Here is a 19,094-nt window from a genome sequence, read left to right on the forward strand (position 1 = left end):
TTGATATAAATCAATGTTATTTAAGTTAAATATCTTGATTTATTGCTTGTTGTATAGCGTGGGGGTGAGCGACGGGCGTACAGTGTCTGGCTAATTCATTGATATATCCAAATTATACGGAATACTTATGTACGCATCGTTTTAATATTACGGTGAGTTTATTTGTAATTATTATTTAACTGCACTTATTTGGCGCACCATAAAAGATGTTTCTGCACCATTCAGAGGAGTTTTCTGTTATTTGAATCATAAATTAACTATTAAATGAAATTAAATTGAGGGCGGCTATTTTTTATCAAATGGTAAAAACAGGCAGGGTAGTGGCAGATTTTTAAATCCAACCTAAAAATAATCTGCCCTGAGAGCGCATTTTTTAAAATCCTGTAGCCAGATGGCCTGGCATTTATCTGCCAGTGGAGCTTAGTCACCATAACGGTTAAGCCCTGACAAAGACGTTATCCGGGCTGGTGATGGCAGCAACGCCGGAATGATTACCGGCGTCTGTCGCCCAGTAAAAATGACAAAATTGTCATCTTCCCGTCCCCCTTTTGCCCGGGGAGTGGCGGGTAAACTGGTGCAATTTAATACCGGACTGCTACCGCGATGAAATTGCTACGATTCAGGTCACTAAAGATCACTCTGTTGCTGGCAGGTTTTCTGCTTACAGCTTATCTGTTTTTCCACCCGAATGCCGTTTCGGCACCGGCCAAAACAGTGGCGACGCCGCTGGTCAGTCTGGTAGCGGCACAGGTGAAATCGCTGCCGCTGACGCTAACCACCCAGGGTCATGCGGTTTCACTCAATCAGGTGGATATTCAGTCACAGCTGACCGGTACCGTAAAAAGCGTCGCCTTTAAAGAAGGGGACTTTGTTCATAAGGGGCAACTGCTGTTCACCCTGGATGACAGCAGCCAGCAGGCAAATTTGCATCATGCTCTGGCGGCTCAGACTGCTGCGGTGGCTCAGCTGAACAAGGCTCAGCGCGATCTGGCGCGTGGACGGGCGCTAAAAGCAAAAAACTACATCTCGGCTTCTGACTGGGACACTCTGACCAGTGCGCAGCAACAGTACAGTGCCCAGTTACTTGCGGCAAAGGATGACGTAAAAACCGCACAAACTCAGCTTAGTTACACGCAAATTTATGCTCCTGTCGGCGGTAAAACAGGGGCACTGAATGTGCACCCCGGTAGCCTGGTTCAGCCGGGCAGTACCGTTCCGTTGGTGACGGTCAGCCAGTTTGATCCGATTGGTGTGTCCTTTACCTTACCGGAACAGGATTTGAACGCGGTTATTCTTGCCGGGCATCAGGGGCCGGTGCTGGTACAAATCAATGATGCCGGCGGTAAAGCGGTGACCGGAACGCTCGATTTTATCAACAACACCGTCAGCACCGATTCCGGGACCATTGCCCTGAAAGCCCGGTTCAGTAACGCGCAACATCTGATTTGGCCGGGGGCTTATCAGGCGGTGACGGTCGATGCAGGGGTCACTGCCGGTTCGGTGGTACTGCCACCTCAGGCTGTGCAGAATGGTCCGGACGGTCATTTTATTTATCTGGTTAACGATAAACACCAGGCACAAATCCAGCCGGTCAAACTGCTGAGAGTTCAGCAACAGATGGCTATTGTTGAAGGTATCTCACAGGGAACGCAGGTGGTGGTGGAAGGTGCCAATAGCCTGCGTCCGGGCATGGCAGTCAGGGTTAGCTCCGGTGCTAATGTTGTAAATCCGGAGAGTAACTGATGAAGTTTTCTGAGATGTGCCTCCGGCGACCGGTAGCAGTGATGTTGTTGTGGCTGGCGGTCATAGTGACAGGATTTATTTGCTGGAATCACTTGCCGGTTGCGGCGTTACCGGCCTTTGATACTCCTACCATCAAGGTGAATGCGTCATTATCGGGGGCCAGTCCGCAGACTATGGCTACTTCGGTCGCTTTGCCGCTGGAAAAAAATCTCTCGACCATCCCAGGTCTGTCGACCATGACATCCAACAGTCTGGAAGGCGCGACCACTATTGTTCTGGAGTTTGATCCTTCGGTAAATATCGATTCAGCGGCGGTGGATGTTCAGTCGGCGTTGTATCAGACCATGAAAAAATTGCCTGCGGAAATGACCACCCCCCCATCATTTCGCAAGGTGAATCCGGCCGATGCGCCGATAGCGCAGATTGGTATCGACTCACCGTCGATGACGCTTTCGGATCTTAACCGTTTTAGTGATGACTTAATCTCTCCTGCGCTTTCGACCATCAAAGGTGTGGCAGAAGTGGATGTGATTGGTCAAAAACGCTATGCCGTTCGGGTGGAAATTGATCCGGACCGGCTGGCAGCGACCGGGCTGACGCTATCGGAAGTACAGGCTGCGCTGACTGCGGCAAACTCAAGCTCGCCGATTGGTGAGCTGGACGGTAAGCGCCAGATGATGATGTTGCAGACTCAGGGGGATTTGAAAAACGCGGCAGATTTTGCGGGCGTGGTGATTGCAACCCGTAACGGCCAGCCGGTGCATCTTTCTGATGTTGCCAGTGTGCAGGACAGTATTGAAAATACCCTCAGCTATAGTGCAGTAAACGGACACACGGCTATTGTGCTGAGCATCAGTCGCCAGCCTGGGGCTAATATCGTTGCGACACTGGATGCGATTCATCAGCTGTTACCGAAATTGCAGGCACAGATGCCCGCGTCGGTACATATGAAAATACTTAACGATCGCTCATTGTCGATCCGCAGTGCCATCCACGATGTAAATATCACGCTGTTACTGACGATAGCTCTGGTTGTCATGGTGATTCTGCTGTTTTTACGGCATGTCCGGGCAACACTTATCCCCGCTCTCAGCGTTCCTGTGTCGCTGCTGGGTGCCTTCGGGCTGATGTATCTGCTGGGAATGAGTCTGGATAACATTTCACTGATGGGGCTGACCATTGCCGTGGGACTGGTGGTGGATGACGCCATTGTGGTGCTGGAAAATATTATGCGTTACCTGGAAGAGGGGGAAACGCCGTTCCAGGCCGCGCTGAAAGGTGTGCGGGAGGTTGCCTTTACTGTCATATCGATCTCCATATCGTTGGTGGCAGTGTTTATTCCGATCTTTTTTATGCCAGGTACGATGGGACTGCTGTTTCACGAATTCGCCTGGGTTGTTTCACTGGCCATTCTGGTCTCTGCCGCCGCCTCTCTGACCATTATTCCGTTGCTGGTCACAATGCTGATTAAACCCACCACACATACTGAGCGGGAGCCGCGTTGGTCCGGATATTTTGAACGCGGTTTTGAGGCGTTGCGTCAGGGTTATATGAAATTGCTGATGCGGGCACTGAATCATAAGGCCCTGATGATCCTGACGGCAGTCGCGATGGTGTTACTGACAGCAGTGCTTTACTGGAGCGCGCCTAAAGGATTTTTCCCGCAGGAAGATATCGGGTTAATCACCGCCAATATCGATACCCCACAGGATATGTCATACGACGGACGGCTTAAGATTGCACAACAACTGGGGCAACGCTTGCTACAGGATCCGGCAGTTAAAGATATGGTCACCAAGGTGGACCATGACACGACACAACTGACGTTGATGCTGAAAGATCAAACGATGCGACCGCCAATGGCGCAGGTGATTAGCAAAATGCGTAGCGAAACCAGCGGCCTGCCAGGAATTACAGTCTATTTTAGTCCGCAACAGAACCTGACAGTCGGTGGCCGAACCTCAAAAAGCAGCTACCAGTACACACTGCAGTCGGTCAACAGCAGCGGAGGGGTATCGCTGAATGACTGGGCTAATAAGCTGATGAATGAAATGAATAAAACAGGTGTCTTTGTCGGGCTAAACAGCGATGCTCAGCTTAATGGACTGCAGGCCAGTCTGCAGATTGACAGAAATAAAGCCTCGCTGATGGGCGTTGATATCAGCCAGATTCGCAGTAACCTTTACGCGGCGTTTGGTACCCAGCAGGTATCGACGATTTTTGCCCCGGAAGACAGTTATGAAGTCATTATGGAAGTTGCTAACCAGTTCCGGCAGAACGAGAGCGATCTGTCCAAAATTTATGTGCGTTCAGCTGCAAATACCCTGTTGCCGGTGACGACTTTTGTACATATCTCACGAACTCAGGGTGTTACCGCTGTGAATCATCAGGGACAACTGCCGGCCATCACACTGTCGTTTGATCTGGCACCCGGGAAATCGTTATCAGATGCAACTCAGGCCATCAGTCAGGCACAAGCCAGTATTCAGATGCCGCCTTCGGTATTTGGAAGTTATGCTGGTCAGGCCGCGTTGTATCAGCAATCTCAGTCCAGTCAGATCTGGCTTATTGTGATGGCGCTTGCCGTGATTTACGTCATCCTGGGAGTGTTGTACGAAAGCTGGATTCATCCGCTGACCATTTTAACCGGCCTGCCTTCGGCTGCTGTAGGTGCATTACTGGCATTACGGCTGTTGCATATGGACCTTACCTTTATTGCGATGATTGGTATTCTGTTATTAATTGGTATTGTGAAAAAGAATGCCATTATGATGATTGATTTTGCGCTGGTGGCACAACGGACACACCATTTATCGCCTTATGAAGCTATTGTGCAGGCCTGTGAGCAGCGTTTCAGGCCGATAATGATGACTACCCTCTGTGCCATGATGGGGGCCATGCCGATAGCCTGCGGTTGGGGGGCAGGGGCTGAACTCCGCCAGCCGATGGGGGTGGCGATTGTTGGTGGTTTAGTGTTTTCGCAACTGATCACTTTATTTATCACACCGGTGCTGTATTTGTTATTTGACCGTTCGGTGAAACCGCACACTACAGCCAGTCCGCCACAGGAGGAATCATGAGACTTTTACTGGTTGAAGACCAGTCGATGGCCGCAGGCTACATTTCTAAGGGTCTGAAAGAAAATGACTTTGTGGTAGATGTGGCCAGCAATGGCGTTGACGGGCTGCATTATCTGCTGACAAGCGACTACGATCTGGCAATCCTCGATGTGATGTTGCCGGGGATGAATGGCTGGAAAATTTTGGAACTGGCACGTCAGGCGGGGAAAACTACTCCGGTCATGTTCCTTACGGCACGAGATGATGTGGAAGACAGGGTGCGGGGACTGGAACTGGGTGCAGAAGATTATCTGATAAAACCCTTTTCATTCAGTGAACTACTGGCAAGAGTCCGGGTGATTATGCGCCGCCAGTCAACTCTGTCGGCCGCAGCCGAAGAACCTGCGTTGCAAATCAGTAATTTACAGCTCGATTTTATCCGTCACAGAGTATCCCGTGCCGGAAAGCGCATTGAACTGACGCAGAAGGAGTTTTTGCTGTTAAGCCTGCTAATGCGTCGCAGTGGAGAAGTGTTATCCCGGACTGTGCTGGCAGAGCAGGTCTGGGATATGAATTTCGACCCGGAAACCAACGTGGTCGATGTCGCTATCCGCCGGTTACGCAGTAAAATTGATGACGGTTATGACGTTAAACTGTTACATACCATCAGAGGCGCGGGTTACGTTCTGGAAGAGAGAAATGACACTGATACCGCGTAATTTGCCGATCACTATACGGCTGACATTGTGGTTTACCGTTGCCATGACACTGGTGCTGTACAGTGTTTCGGTGCTGCTTTATTCCACAATGCGTAACCAGCTGACTCAGAAGGATGAAAGTGAACTGCGGAGTACTTTGCAGTTTCAACAGGAAATAGCCACCACCATTAGTGAACGTCAGGGTCCCGAAGATCTCTGGCAGAAAGAGTTATTTGAGTTTATTGCCCGTCAGGATCGCTTATCGTTGCGGATTATCAGTCCGGATGGAAAGGTCTGGGCGCAGTCTAAGAATATGCGTACCCCTGAGGCTGATTTTCCTCCTCCGTCCCGGGAATTCAGGTATACCAGCTGGCGTTACCGAACCGGGGATATCAGCGAAAAATATCTGATTGCCTCGACCAATTTTATTCTGAAGGGTAATCAGCCGTGGCTGGTGCAGGCCGCCTTAAATGTCTCAAGAAATAATGAAATTATTGAGGATTACTGGCAGCGGATGCAGGTAGCCGCTGCACTGGCGATTGTTGCCTTTTCTGCCATCGGTTACTGGCTGGCGCGACGCGGGCTGTCGCCGCTGCGTAAGATGAGCCAACAGATTGAATATGTTCATGCTGAACATTTGCATACCCGACTGGCAACACAACGCTGGCCCGCTGAACTGAATACCCTGGCAGCTTCGTTTGACGGAATGATGACGCGACTGGAATCTTCGTTTAAACAGCTTAGCCGGTTCTCTTCCGATATTGCTCACGAACTGCGTGGCCCGATTAATAATCTGATTTCTGCCGCCAGTGTGACGCAAAGCAAGGCCCGCAGTACAGAAGAATACCGTGACACACTGGCGGCGATTGTCGAACAAGGGGAAAGATTATCGCGGATGATTTCTTCGATGCTGTTTCTGGCCAGAGCAGATAACAGCCGTGAGCCACTGCATCCGGAACTGCTAAATTCTGCGACAGAATTCGCACGGTTGATCAATTTTTACGATATCCTGGCGGAAGAAAAAAATATTACCTTAACCAGTAAAGGTGAGGTGATGTTTCACGCAGACACGCTGCATTTACAGCGTGCACTTTCTAATCTGCTTTCCAATGCCCTGCGACATACTCCCGCTGGCGGGTGGGTAGAGCTCAGCGCACAACAGCACAATGACTGTGTTCTGTTATCGGTATCTGATAATGGCGAAGGGATTAGTGCTGAACATCTGTCTCATATTTTTGACCGCTTTTACCGGGTTGATGATGCCCGTAGTCATGCCGAAAATACCGGGTTAGGGCTGGCACTGGTGAAAACTATTGCCGAACTGCATGGCGGGAAAATAGAGGTGACCAGTACCCTGCATCAGGGGAGCTGTTTTACTCTTCAGTTGCCCCTGTAGACAGTTAACAGCGGCAATTCTTACAAAATTGTAATACTCAGGTTGCTCTCTGGTCATGGCTGAAAGCTGATAATTCGGGAAAGTTATTTCAGCCTTTTCCGGAGCCATCGATGGCAATACATGACCTGTTAGTCTTCTTCTCAGCTCAGCATATCAGTGAGCTGCTGGCGCAATACGGGCTTTGGGGCCTGGCGATAATTGCGCTGATCATTTTCTGCGAAACGGGCCTTGTGATAGCCCCGTTCCTGCCGGGAGATTCGCTCATTTTTACCCTGGGCGCGTTTATGGCCGGCAGCCATATTTCCCCCGTACTGGCAGTTTCAGTGATGGTGGTCGCCGCATTTGCCGGTGACTGTCTGAATTATTTTATTGGTCGTTCAGTGTTTGGGCAGCGGGTTATTAACCAGCGTTTGCTTAAGCCACAGCATGTAGCCCGGACACGGCACTACTTCGAAAAATACGGCACTGCGACAATTTTTATCGGTCGGTTTATACCGGTGGTCAGAACACTGGCCCCGTTCCTTGCGGGAACCGGTCAGATGCCGGCAGGTAAGTTTTTGCTGTGGAATTTTGCCGGAGGGTTTAGCTGGTGCCTGTTCTTTATCAGCATGGGTTACAGGCTGGGATCGGTAACATGGGTGCAGGCGCATATGGAATTAATGGCACTGGTTATTATCATCCTGTCTCTCATCCCTGTTGGCTTGCAGCTGGTTCGCCAGGCTATCCGCTAATCAGTGGTATCACAGGCCGGACAGGTGATATGACAGAGTTTACGGGCAAGACCCACAACATCGCGCCCACCGTAAGGAGTAAACCCTGCGGTGCGCCGCCGCCCGGTAAGTTGCCGGAAATTACGCTGACGTTCTGGCTGGTGAAGATGATGTCAGCCACATGCGGACAGGCTGCCGCCGATTATCTGAATATTCACTGGCAGTTAGGGCTGAACCCTACGCTGTTACTGAGTGGTTTACTGTTGATCATCGCACTGTTTTATCAGATGAATGCTACACAGTATCAGGCGATAAGTTACTGGGCGACACTTTCGCTGGTCAGTATTTTCAGCACGCTAACCACCGACAGTCTGACTGATGTCTGGCAATTATCACCCTGTATCTCTGCTCCGGGATTTGCCGGATTGTTACTGATTATCTTTATAACCTGGTATATCAGGGAAAAAACGCTGGCTCCTGAACTGACGGATAACCCCTGCCGCGAGACCTGCTACTGGCTGGCGATGTTTGGCAGCTGTTCTCTTGGGACTCTGGCCGGAGATGGTCTGGCAAACCGGCTGGCACTGAGCTACGACAGTACCGCACTGTTTTTTGGCGTATGGGTGGCAATTGTTACCGTGGCCTGCTTTACCTTTAATGCCAACAGGGTGCTGTGTTTCTGGTGTGCCTGCGTTCTGACCCGTCCGTTTGGTGAGGCTTGTAGTGATTTGTTATTACAGCCTAAAGAGGAGGGGGGCATCGGTCCCGGGGAATCACTGATAAGCCTGGTGCCGGTGGGAAGTTTATTTATTATGGCCGGTGAAAGGGTGTTGCAGCAGTGGCGTTATCGCTCTGCTAAGACGGTGAGATAACCAGGTTGCGGGTGGCTGTTAGCACGATAATTTCCTGCCGCCCACATCCGGAATTTATTTCTTAATAAAAGCTGATTTTCCGTCGTCACCCGGTTGAGCGGTGGCGTACCACGCCATCAGTTCTGCGCAGCTGGTTTCGCCCTCGGCCGGAGCCCACGCGGCTGAGTCCTGTTCACTGACCGGCTGGTAGGCTCCCTGTTTGACTTCAAAAATAATCCCACCAGGATCGAGAGATAATACCGCATGCCAGACGCCGGCTTCGGTCTCCAGTACCCGACTCTCTTCCCCAAGAATTGCCCGCCGCAGAACTTTACCCTCATCGTCAAAATGCAGTACCAGGAAGCGGCCACTTAATGGCAGCAACAACTCGAAGGTATGTGGATGGCGGTGGGGGCGGACATAGGTGCCCGGTTCCATGGCAATCGCCAGTCGCTGCACCGGGTCCGTTAGCTCCGGATGCAGATTACGGTGGGCGCGTAATCGCGGAGAAGCCGCTGCTGCAGCACTCTGCTGTTGCATATCACTTAAAGTAATTTGTTTCATCATTGTCGCCTGGCGTTAGCCGGATAGTTCGTATCCGTCTGTCTGTGGGTAAATTCGCCGCGCCAGAGTAAATCTGCTGGCGCTGCGATGATTATGAGCGTTGCCGTGGCCTGTCACCAGCAGTTATAACGACATTTTTCTGCGGTATGCCAACCTTCACCGGCCTCTGTCCGGCCAGGTAATCGTACATTAGTCAGATATTACTGGTTATCGATAATCAGAGCCCTCACCGGGTTATGGCCATCTTTCAACTGAGTTACGCAGCGGGGAATCAGGTTTCACCTTCGGTCCGGTGACATTTTGCTGGCCTGTAAGTTGTGAGCTGCACCGATCACCACACGGGAACATTCACGGCCTTATTCTGGCAAGAGGATTGCATAGGATGTTGTTGCCTGACGGGGTTCGGAGCACGGATTTAATTAACCCGTGAGGCCGTAACAGGCGCATTCAGCGATAAGAGATAGTAATAACATATATTTTTTCATACTATCGCTACGGGGGATTTCTTCTGAATTAATATGGTAACTGCCAAAAAATATCTTTTTTAACAATCAGATAAATCACTCAGTCGATAAATTATTGCCGGGGTGTTTTCAGAAACCACCGGCTGCACCAGTCACTTTTACAGGGGAAATTTTATGAATGGTTCGGAGTTGTTGCCACTGATCGGTATACCGATAGTGGTTATTGGTTTTGCCATGCGCTTTAATCCGCTGTTGGTCGTGGTGGTCGCCGGGCTGGCAACCGGCTTACTGACCGGAATGGATTTCGGCATGTTGCTGGAAACTTTTGGCGAAAAATTCGTCAGCAGCCGCTCGCTGGCGGTATTTATTTTGATCCTTCCGGTGATTGGGCTGCTGGAACATTACGGCCTGAGAGAGCGAGTCCAGTCCTGGGTCGCTCAGATGGCCAGTGCGACATCGGCGCGAATCCTGATGATCTATTTTGTCGCCAGAGAAGGTACGGCGGCGCTCGGTTTAATGTCAATCGGCGGCCATGCACAAACGGTCAGGCCTTTGCTGGCCCCAATGGCCGAAGGCGCCGCGCTGAATAAGTACGGTGAACTTCCTCAGTCTATCCGTGACAAAATCAAAGCCCATGCCGCAGCCTGTGACAATATCGCGGTCTTTTTTGGTGAAGATATCTTTATCGCTTTTGGCGCAGTTTTACTGATTGATGCCTTCCTGAGGGAAAACGGAATAACTGGTGTCGAACCGCTGCATATCGGCCTGTGGGCTATTCCGACAGCTATCGCGGCATTGATTATCCATATGTCCCGTTTATTGCGACTTGATGCCAGTATTCACCGGGAAGTCATGGCCTGGAAAGCCTCCCGGGCTCAAGGGGAGGGTATCGAATGACAACCTTGATTACCATGAACCGTGTGTATTATCTGATTGGTTTTATCGTGATGTTACTGGTAATGATGACATTGCGTGATCGGGGTAACCCTAAACGCTTTACTACTGCACTGTTTTGGTTCCTGTTCGGTGGTATTTTTCTGTTCGGCGATCTGATGATACAGGAATTAGGTCGCTCGCTGGCGTATCGCATCATTGGTGGCGCGGTTATTGTCATCGCGCTGCTTGCCGGATTTGGCCTGGTGGGTAAAGGGCATTATAAAACGTCTGATGAAGCTGAACGTATTGCCTCTTCAGAGCGACTGAAAAACTGGCTTTTCTTACCAGCACTGCTGATTCCTGTGGTTACGGTGCTCGGTACCCTGTTTCTGAAGGGCATCTCCATCGGAGGGGTGTATCTGATTGACCAGCAACAACTCACACTGGCTGCATTATGCGTTGCCTGCCTGGTGGCTATTTTAACTGGCTGGTGGCTTACCCGTGGCACCCCGCTTGAAGCTGTCCGGCAATCGCGACGCCTGATTGATACCATTGGCTGGGCGGTGATCCTGCCACAGATGCTGGCGATGCTGGGTGGGGTCTTTGTGGCAGCCAATACGGGACATTCGGTGCAAAAGATAGTGAGTCTGTTTGTAAACCCGGATAACCGCTTTATGTTGGTGGTGATTTATTGTGTCGGTATGGCCATCTTCACCATGATTATGGGTAATGCCTTTGCGGCTTTCCCTGTGTTGGGAGCGGGAATCGCCCTGCCTTTTTTAATCAATATCCAACATGCAAATCCGGCGCCGCTGCTGACCATCGGGATGTATGCCGGCTATTGCGGAACACTGATGACGCCGATGGCGGCGAATTACAACATTGTTCCCGCTGCACTGCTGGAACTGAAAGATAAATATCAGGTGATCAAAATCCAGATCCCTACGGCAATCACTCTGCTGGTGGTTAATGTTTTCCTCATGTATTTTCTCGTGTTTCGATAATGCGACAACAGATTAAGGAGTGGGTATGAAGTTAACTCAGCAACAGGCGGAAGCCTTTGCACGGATGCCATTGCAGTATCTGCGTCAGCAATATCCAAACCACATTATGCATTTACTGAACGGGGATGCTGATGTTTTGTCTCCGCGGGAATTGCATCCTGTTTTCTATGGCTGTTATGACTGGCACTCTGCGGTTCATGGTTACTGGCTTTTGCTTCGTTGTCTCAGCCTTTATCCGGAGCTTACCTGCCGGCCGGAGATCATCACACTTTTTGATGAGCACTTCACGCCGGACAATATTGCACAGGAACTGGCTTACTTTAATGCACCCTCCCGTGCGTCGTTTGAACGACCGTACGGATACGGATGGTTACTGGCGCTGGCGCAGGAACTTAAAAATTCGTCTCTGCCTCAGGCTACTGAGTGGTCCCGGTGTCTGGAGCCATTGACCTGGGATATCAGAGAACGGCTGATGGATTACCTGAGTAAATTAACCTACCCGATTCGGGTGGGAACTCATTTTAATACCGCCTTCGCTCTGGTATTGGGCCTGGATTATGCCCGGTCACTGCAGGACCAGACTCTCGAGACAGTGATTCTGAATGCTGCAAAGAGCTATTATCTTGCGGATGTTGACTACCCGGCAAATTATGAACCTGCAGGGGATGAATTTATTTCCGGAGGGCTGGTTGAAGCGTTGTTAATGAGTAAAGTGGCCTCAGATTTTGCTGGCTGGTTTGATAATTTCTTACCGGATTTAGGAGCTGCCTCTACACTGATGAACCCGGCGGTGGTTAGTGATCGTATTGACCCTAAAATTGCTCATCTTGACGGATTAAACCTTAGCCGCGCATGGTGCATGAAACATATTTCTCATGCCTTAGCCGACAATCATCCCGCACAAACTGAGTTAAAGGACGCCATTTCGCGACATCTTAAAGCCAGTGTGGGTCATGTCGTCGAAAGCCATTATAGTGGCGGTCACTGGTTAGCCAGTTTTGCCTTGCTGGCACTGGAGTAACGTACTGATCCGCAGGGTGTTTGTTATTATGGCAGGCCATGAGATTTGCTGAAAAGGGTAGGGGAGTAGCTCTGGCAGGCAGGATGTCGGATGGCTGGTTTTATCCCGGACTGATGTTTAGTGTTTTTCCTCACAGAACGTCAAAGCAGGACATCAGAAGACGGCTTTCCGGCACAGCCTGAACAATGCTCAGGCTGTGCCGGGCAAAGGGCTTATCTCTCTGGTACTCATTCTGGCAAGGGTTACCCCACTGTGGTATTCCAGAGTGGGGGCTCCTGTATCTTAGACGGCTTTACGTCATTCGCCTGATAACACGGTCGGTTGGAAAACCGACCTGTAGCTGCTGCTAGCTGTTGTCTGTTTGTTTACCAGTCTCGTTATGCAAGCCTTCGTCGGTCCCTTTCCAGCCATGCAGACGTACCTTCGTCAGATGCTGCTGATCATCGATAATCAGAGAGCTGACCAGGTTGTGACCATTTTTTATCATGCTGGCGCGGGTATCGAAATCTGTTTCCCCTTCAGCCAGTTGCAGCATCATCTCACTGTTATAACGGCGGAAGATATCGGTCATCTCTTTGGCTTCATACGGGCCGATACCCAACTCCGTCAATGCTCTGCGACTGATATTCAGAGCGCTTTCGAAAACTTCACGTTCAGGAAACTCAATACCGGCTTTATGCAGCGCAATAAAATGTTCAACATCGCGGGCACGGGCCAGCTGTTTCAGGTTCGGGAAGCTCTCTCTGGCCATTTCGGTGAGTGCCAGACTGTTTTGCGGATCATCTATCGCATTGATTAACAGTTTTGCACTGCCAGCACCGGCCGCTTCCAGCAGATCCTCACGGGTGGCATCACCATAGTAGACCCGCATCCCCAGTTTTCGCAGAGTTTCAATATGGTCCGGGTCATGATCAAGTACCACCACATCGATTTTAGCTGCCAGCAACATACGACCAGCAATCTGACCAAAACGACCGAAACCGGCGATGATCACCGCCGGATTCTCGTTTTCAATCGTATCAGCAGGCAAATCGTTACCCTGACCACTTTTCTCTGTACGGGATACCAGCACCAGCAGCAGAGGAGTGACAGCCATAGACAAAGCAGCCGCCAGGATCAATGCTTTAGACCAGCTATCGTCCAGTACCCGGGCACTGTGGGCGGCCCCAAAAACTACAAAAGCAAATTCACTGCCTTGCCCCAGCAGCACCACATACCAGCGTCGTTGTAACCGGGAAATGCGGGTGATTTTTGCCACAATCCACAGGGAAACCATCTTAAATACCAGAAAGCCAACCAGCAGGATGATAATGCGCAAAGGATCGTGGATCAGGGTACCAAAGTCGATCGACATTCCCACGCCGATAAAGAACAGACCCAGTAATAAGCCTTTAAAAGGTTGTATATCGCTTTCCAGCGCATGGCGATATTCAGAACTGGCCAGTAATACCCCGGCGAGAAACGCGCCCATCGCCATCGACAACCCGGCGTGCTCCAGCAGGATGCCAAAGCCGAAAACTAAGAACAGGGCGATGGCACTGAACACTTCCCGTAGCCCGGAACGGGCGACAAAACGCAACAACGGACGAGTAACGTAACGGCCCAGCAACACGACGATCACCAGAGTAATAATCACCTTGATGGTGGAAATCAGCACCGAATGCAGATCCATAGCACCGCCGCCTCCGGCCAGTAGCGGGATCATGGCGACTAACGGAATCGCGGCAATGTCCTGGAACAGCAATACTGAAAATGAGGAACGGCCAACCGGAGAGATTGTCAGGTTACGCTCCGCCATCGCCGCCATGGCAATAGCGGTTGAGGAGAGCGCCAGTGTCAGCCCGACCAGAATGGCAACCGGCCAGTCCAGCCCCAGCAGGTGACAGAGCACCGCCAGGAATCCCCCACAAATTACCATTTGCAGACTGCCGCTACCGAACACCTGGCGACGGATACTCCACAACCGTTTCGGGTCCATCTCCAGCCCGATAATAAACAGCATCAGCACCACGCCGATTTCAGCGAAATTGAGGATGCTTTCTACATCGGAGACCAGCCGCAAACCCCAGGGGCCGATAATACAGCCGGCAATCAGATAGCCCAGCACCGACCCCAGGCCGAGCCGCACAGCTATTGGCACAATCAGTGCCGCTGACCCCAGATAAATCAGGACTTCCAGCATATTCTGACTATCCATGATATTGCTCCTTCCACGCTTCCAGACGATTCCGGTACTGCGTCGCCTGTTGTTTCAAATCGTTATCACCACTGACAAAAGCATTATGCATGGTAAACGGAGGCAACCATTTCATGCCGCAATACAGGGCGGTGGCTTGTATCGGTTGTGCCAGTACCTCAAAACCGGGATGGTCTCCGAGGCTAAAATGGTTGAGATTTCCGCCGGTAGTTACTGCCCACATCAGCGATTTTCCCTGCAACTGATGGCCGTTATGGCCGTAAGCCCAGCCATGAGTCAGCACTTTATCCAGCCAGAGTTTCAGCAAAGGTGGCATGCTGTACCACTGCATCGGGTGTTGTAAAATAACCAGACTGGCTTCGGACAGCAGCTGTTGTTCGCGGGCAATATCAATCGCGAAATCCGGGTAGTGATCGTACAGTGAATGAATCTTTACGTAGGGCAGATCTCTGACCTGATCCAGCATAAAGCGGTTAGCGTGCGAGTAATTCGGATAAGGATGCGCATAGATAATCAGAATCACAAAAATCCCCATTGGAAAAAGGTATCAAAAAAGAAAACCATTAAGCTTTACTACAATATAGCCAGATTTCACTGCATTAGTGACTAAAATCCCTGGCAACCGGAAGATAGTCGCTGGTCTGAGTTATTCTCCGCTAAACGGGCAGAAAATCAGAGACCAGACTATCCCCAACAGTATTGATATCATGCGGTCACACGGTTTGGTTGCGGTGTTGAATGGCCATAAAACAGTACCCGGATAATAAATTATCGCCGGTTCGGTTATTAATTTCGGATGTGACAATAACCAGTGGAATTTACGGACTGCTCCGGACGGGGGGATAATCTAATTAACGCTATTTTCTTTCTGTCACATTACTAAGCCATCACGGCAACATTCACTGGCAGGATATAAACACTAATAACAGAACGGATATATTTCATGGCAAACAGAGATTTTTATCCAAAATAGCCGGGGTGCGGGACATAAAAGGTCATCCTCTCTGTAAATTTATGTAAATTACGCGAAGATATTAAGAATTCGCCAATTTGCTATTCATTTTTCTTAGTTATTTACGGTATAAATTTCTTATTCCCTTTTGTTCCCGAGAAACCTGCCGATGATCAATTCTGCGCCCGCTAAAATTATCGCCTGTCTGCTGTTTTGTGTTCTGGCAGGTTGTTCATCGAAACCCAGGCAAACTGTCACTGTAGCGGCCGATACCGAAAATGCTCAGCAATCGGATCTCATCTCTGTGATTGCCGCGTTGCATGACCAGATGCATTCATGGCAGGGCACTAAATATCAGTGGGGCGGAACACAACTGACCGGTGTAGATTGTTCCGGCTTTGTCTGGCGAACCCTGAAAGACCGTTTTAATATCCCGATGGAACGCGTGACCACCAAAGAATTAATCAATATGGGGAAACCTGTGGCCCAGGCCAATTTATTGCCGGGCGATCTGGTGTTCTTCCGGATTAAAAATGAATTACATGTTGGCTTCTATGATACCGACCGGCATTTCCTTCATGCCTCGGTCAGCCGCGGCGTTGTTCGTTCCTCACTGAATAATCCGTACTGGAAATCAGTCTATCTGGAAGCCCGGCGCCTGCCTCGTGAATACAACTCACAAATCAGTTTCAATTACGGGAATAAAGTGGGCTGATATTGCCACCGGCAGGAAATACCGGCCGGTGGCGGAATATTGTCAGCCATTAACCGGCCAGTTGTTGCATGACCCGGATAAATTCCTGTCTCAGTAATTCATCATCCTGATGACGACCATCCTGAATCACCCAGCGTCCACCGGTCATCACATGCCGCACAGGATTCGCCGTACAGGCGAAGATCCAGCGATTCAGCAACATGTTGTCATCCGCGGTGGCAATAAAAGGATCTTCGTGGTTCAGTACCAGTAAGTCGGCACGATAACCGGCTTCAATCCGGCCAGTTTGCTGACCCAGAGCCTGTGATCCGCCCTGTAGCGCACCCTGGTAAAGAACATTACCGATAAAGGGTTGTTGCGGGGTAGTCAGCCGGTTACGCCGCTGGTGCTGCAGACGTTGCCCATATTCAAACCAGCGCAAATCCTCGCTGACACTGACGCTGATATGGCTGTCTGAACCAATACCCCATATACCGCCCCGTGCAATATATCTCTGACCCGGGAAAATGCCGTCTCCCAGATTCGCTTCAGTAGTCAGACACAGTCCGGCTACCGCTCGTGAATCTGCGATAGTATCAGTTTCCTGATCGGTCAGATGGGTTGCGTGGATTAGGCACCAGTGCTGATCAACCTGAAAATTATTATACAGCCACTCCACCGGACGCTGGCCACTCCAACTCAGGCAGTCATCAACCTCTTTTTGTTGCTCAGCAATATGAATATGAACCGGCTGAGGGTGGGAAGTGGCGGCCAGAACTTCCGTGATTTGTTCCGGGGTGACTGCCCGAAGTGAATGGAAGCAGATCCCGGTACGCTGCATCGGAATTGTGGCTAACTGTTTACTCAGCTTGTCATGGAGTGACAGGTAGCTTTCGGTGTCATGAATAAAACGTTTCTGGCCCTGTGACGGGGTCTGGCCGCCGAATCCGGCATAACTGTAGAGAACCGGCAGCAGTGTCAGCCCGATACCGGCCTGGCGGGCTGCTTCGGAAATACGCAGTGCCATCTCTTCATGGCGTGGATAGCGGCTACCCTGAGGATCGTGGTGCAGATAATGGAACTCGGCCACAGAGGTATAGCCCGCTTTAAGCATTTCGGTATACAAATAACGGGCAATAATTTCGGTCTGTTGGGGAGTGATTTTTGCCACCAGGCGATACATTAAATCACGCCAACTCCAGAAACTATCGGCAGGGTCGGCGGCAACTTCGGTCAGGCCGGCCATAGCACGCTGAAAAGCATGAGAGTGCAGATTTGGCATGCCAGGCACCACGACAGCACCCAACGGGCTTCCTTCCGGCGGAGAATCCGGGGTGACTGAGGTGATATCCCCCTGGTCGGAAACCGTAATCCGGACATTTTTTGCCCAGCCCTCAGGAAGCAATGCTTTTTCTGCAAACCAGACAGCCATCTTTTATCTCTCCGGGGTTATTTGTATATACATGTACGTATATATACATCTAAATAGGCATGGAGTAAACTGCGTTTGTTATTACATTGAGGATTGATAAATGGAACAGTCAGATCAGGAAAAAATTCTCCTTATGGACGAACAGCCAGGCATTCCTGCTCCGTTTTATGAGCGGGTTAAGGCGATGATCAAGACTAAAATTCATAGCGGTACATGGCCGGTCAATTTTCGGGTTCCTTCTGAGAGTGAACTGGTCAATTTATTTGGCTACAGCAGGATGACCATCAACCGGGCACTGCGTGAACTCACTTCTGAAGGACTGTTGGTCCGGATGCAGGGAGTCGGGACATTTGTTGCCGAAATCCGTGGCCAGTCGGCACTGCTGGAAATTAATAATATTGCCGATGAGATTACCAGCAGGGGACATCGCCACCATTCCAGGGTCTTTCGTCTGACAGAAATCGCTGCTGATGCACAGCAGGCGCTGAGTTTTGAAATGCAGAAAGGCAGCCGGCTGTATCACTCCCTGATTTGCCATTATGAAAATGGGGTTCCGGTGATGCTGGAAGACCGGCTGGTTAACAGCCAGGTAGTTCCTGATTATCTACAGCAGGACTTTACCCGTATCACTCCGAATGCCTATCTTTCCTCAATTGCCCCTATTGTTGAGGGCGAGCACGTTATTGAAGCAATAAATGTCAGTCGTAACGAGAGCACCTATCTTGAGATTGACGAAATTACGCCTTGTCTGTTGGTGAACCGCCGTACCTGGACCGGACAAAAAGAGAAAAAAATTGTGACCAGTGTCAGGCTGGTGTACCCGGGTCCACGTTACCGGCTGGAAGGGAGCATGCGTAAATGATCCGCGTACTGCGCTTTCAGGATGTGACCGTGATGCCATGGAAAAATGGCCAGGGAGAAACCCGGGAAATCTGCAAGTCCGGAGACTTGCAAGGAGAATATGACTGGCGAATTTCTGTGGCGACGATCAGCCAGTCCGGACCGTTTTCCCGCTTCGACGGCTATCTGCGTAATATCAGTGTGCTGGAAGGCGGAGGAATGTATCTGGACATTGACGGTCAGCCCGGGGCGCTTATCCGGCCATTTTGTGCCACAGATTTTTCAGGAACATCGCAGGTTTATTGCCGGGTGGTTGACGGGCCTTTGTTGGATTTTAATGTGATTTACCGCGCAGACAGCTTTCGGGCAACCGTCAACTGGAGCGATCTGGCTGAATGGCACTATGAGGGCGGAACCCGGTTATTGCTGAATGCCGGCGCCAGCCTGACGGTACACAGCGCCGGAGAGCAGTTTTTACTGCAGCGCTATGACTGTCTGTTGACTGACGGTGAAGAGGTATTGTCGGTCAGCGATTTCCCCGGCACATCCTTTGCCAGGGTTACGCTGTCTGAAATCAGCCACAGTCAGTAAAC

General features: G+C 50.5%; 16 protein-coding genes. 12 read left to right on the forward strand and 4 right to left on the reverse strand.

Annotation, left to right across the window (positions count from 1 at the left end):
* Positions 1 to 603: 603 nt before the first annotated feature.
* The 6 genes from A7K98_RS02745 (at position 604) to A7K98_RS02770 (ending at position 8,478) form a co-directional block, all read left to right on the forward strand.
* Positions 604 to 1,743, forward strand: a complete 1,140-nt coding sequence (locus tag A7K98_RS02745) for an efflux RND transporter periplasmic adaptor subunit (protein ID WP_087487186.1) — start codon at positions 604 to 606, stop codon at positions 1,741 to 1,743.
* Positions 1,743 to 4,823, forward strand: a complete 3,081-nt coding sequence (locus A7K98_RS02750) for an efflux RND transporter permease subunit (protein ID WP_087487187.1) — start codon at positions 1,743 to 1,745, stop codon at positions 4,821 to 4,823. The genes A7K98_RS02745 and A7K98_RS02750 overlap by 1 nt, the downstream gene beginning before the upstream one ends.
* Positions 4,820 to 5,521: a heavy metal response regulator transcription factor gene (locus A7K98_RS02755; RefSeq protein WP_087487188.1), complete on the forward strand. Its 702-nt coding sequence runs from the start codon at positions 4,820 to 4,822 to the stop codon at positions 5,519 to 5,521. The genes A7K98_RS02750 and A7K98_RS02755 overlap by 4 nt, the downstream gene beginning before the upstream one ends.
* Positions 5,502 to 6,896, forward strand: coding sequence for a heavy metal sensor histidine kinase (locus A7K98_RS02760; protein ID WP_087487189.1), 1,395 nt, complete (start codon positions 5,502 to 5,504; stop codon positions 6,894 to 6,896). Before A7K98_RS02755 ends, A7K98_RS02760 begins: the two co-directional genes overlap by 20 nt.
* Positions 6,897 to 7,006: 110 nt before the next feature.
* Entirely contained in the window at positions 7,007 to 7,627 is a 621-nt protein-coding gene (locus A7K98_RS02765; protein ID WP_087487190.1) for a VTT domain-containing protein, read from the forward strand.
* A 29-nt stretch (positions 7,628 to 7,656) separates the two neighbouring features.
* On the forward strand, positions 7,657 to 8,478 hold the full coding sequence (locus tag A7K98_RS02770) for a COG4705 family protein (RefSeq protein WP_157665827.1): 822 nt from the start codon (positions 7,657 to 7,659) through the stop codon (positions 8,476 to 8,478).
* 54 nt (positions 8,479 to 8,532) lie between these two features.
* Here A7K98_RS02770 and A7K98_RS02775 read toward each other — a convergent pair whose 3' ends face one another.
* Positions 8,533 to 9,021, reverse strand: a complete 489-nt coding sequence (locus tag A7K98_RS02775; RefSeq protein ID WP_087487192.1) for a WbuC family cupin fold metalloprotein — start codon at positions 9,019 to 9,021, stop codon at positions 8,533 to 8,535.
* A 638-nt stretch (positions 9,022 to 9,659) separates the two neighbouring features.
* On the opposite strand from A7K98_RS02775, the gene A7K98_RS02780 reads away from it, so the two are divergent.
* From A7K98_RS02780 to A7K98_RS02790, 3 genes are read left to right on the forward strand one after another with little or no spacing between them, the layout of a single operon-like run.
* Entirely contained in the window at positions 9,660 to 10,382 is a 723-nt protein-coding gene (locus tag A7K98_RS02780; RefSeq protein ID WP_087487193.1) for a DUF969 domain-containing protein, read from the forward strand.
* Positions 10,379 to 11,365, forward strand: a complete 987-nt coding sequence (locus tag A7K98_RS02785; protein ID WP_087487194.1) for a DUF979 domain-containing protein — start codon at positions 10,379 to 10,381, stop codon at positions 11,363 to 11,365. The genes A7K98_RS02780 and A7K98_RS02785 overlap by 4 nt, the downstream gene beginning before the upstream one ends.
* Positions 11,366 to 11,390: 25 nt before the next feature.
* Positions 11,391 to 12,386 carry a DUF2891 domain-containing protein gene (locus A7K98_RS02790; RefSeq protein ID WP_087487195.1) on the forward strand — a complete coding sequence of 332 codons (996 nt, stop codon included), beginning with the start codon at positions 11,391 to 11,393 and terminating at the stop codon, positions 12,384 to 12,386.
* 346 nt (positions 12,387 to 12,732) lie between these two features.
* Here A7K98_RS02790 and kefC read toward each other — a convergent pair whose 3' ends face one another.
* Together kefC and kefF are read right to left on the reverse strand one after the other, a co-directional pair.
* On the reverse strand, positions 12,733 to 14,583 hold the full coding sequence (kefC, locus tag A7K98_RS02795; RefSeq protein ID WP_087487196.1) for a glutathione-regulated potassium-efflux system protein KefC: 1,851 nt from the start codon (positions 14,581 to 14,583) through the stop codon (positions 12,733 to 12,735).
* Positions 14,576 to 15,106: a glutathione-regulated potassium-efflux system oxidoreductase KefF gene (gene kefF, locus A7K98_RS02800; protein WP_087490334.1), complete on the reverse strand. Its 531-nt coding sequence runs from the start codon at positions 15,104 to 15,106 to the stop codon at positions 14,576 to 14,578. The genes kefC and kefF overlap by 8 nt, the downstream gene beginning before the upstream one ends.
* Positions 15,107 to 15,704: 598 nt before the next feature.
* On the opposite strand from kefF, the gene A7K98_RS02805 reads away from it, so the two are divergent.
* Complete coding sequence (locus A7K98_RS02805; protein WP_087487197.1) at positions 15,705 to 16,250, forward strand: C40 family peptidase; 546 nt, start codon at positions 15,705 to 15,707, stop codon at positions 16,248 to 16,250.
* 49 nt (positions 16,251 to 16,299) lie between these two features.
* Here A7K98_RS02805 and A7K98_RS02810 read toward each other — a convergent pair whose 3' ends face one another.
* On the reverse strand, positions 16,300 to 17,661 hold the full coding sequence (locus A7K98_RS02810; RefSeq protein ID WP_087487198.1) for a formimidoylglutamate deiminase: 1,362 nt from the start codon (positions 17,659 to 17,661) through the stop codon (positions 16,300 to 16,302).
* A gap of 100 nt (positions 17,662 to 17,761) precedes the next feature.
* Here A7K98_RS02810 and hutC point away from each other — a divergent pair, with 100 nt between their 5' ends.
* Complete coding sequence (hutC, locus tag A7K98_RS02815; protein ID WP_087487199.1) at positions 17,762 to 18,523, forward strand: histidine utilization repressor; 762 nt, start codon at positions 17,762 to 17,764, stop codon at positions 18,521 to 18,523.
* Positions 18,520 to 19,092: a HutD/Ves family protein gene (locus A7K98_RS02820; RefSeq protein ID WP_087487200.1), complete on the forward strand. Its 573-nt coding sequence runs from the start codon at positions 18,520 to 18,522 to the stop codon at positions 19,090 to 19,092. The genes hutC and A7K98_RS02820 overlap by 4 nt, the downstream gene beginning before the upstream one ends.
* The last annotated feature ends 2 nt before the right edge of the window (positions 19,093 to 19,094 follow it).

It is taken from the genome of Tatumella citrea, assembly GCF_002163585.1.
Lineage (GTDB): Bacteria > Pseudomonadota > Gammaproteobacteria > Enterobacterales > Enterobacteriaceae > Tatumella > Tatumella citrea.